The 211-nt window shown below is 64.5% G+C and carries 1 protein-coding gene; it reads right to left on the bottom strand.

What is annotated here, in order from left to right:
• Positions 1–211 (bottom strand): helix-turn-helix domain-containing protein (locus ACW9H9_RS28980; protein ID WP_457346762.1); only part of this gene is annotated, 211 nt, incomplete at both ends.

Below are 211 nucleotides of genomic sequence, written 5' to 3'. Positions count from 1 at the left end.
ACCCGGCGAACCGTCTCCTCAGGCAAAGGCGACTTGCGCCCGCGCCCCGGTTTATCGACCAACCCGTCCAGCCGATGTGCCTGGAAGCGCTGGCACCAGTCGGTAATCGTCGGGCAGGAAAAGCCAGTCAGCCGTGCAATGTTGTCACGGGTTTCGCCCTCGGCGGCCAGCAGAATGATGCGTGCTCGACGACCTTCTCGCTGGGGGATGG

The sequence above is a fragment of the Pseudomonas sp. SDO5215_S409 genome (genome assembly GCF_054071325.1).
Note: the sequence above shows the minus strand (reverse complement) of the source record. Positions and strands in the feature narration are given on the sequence as shown.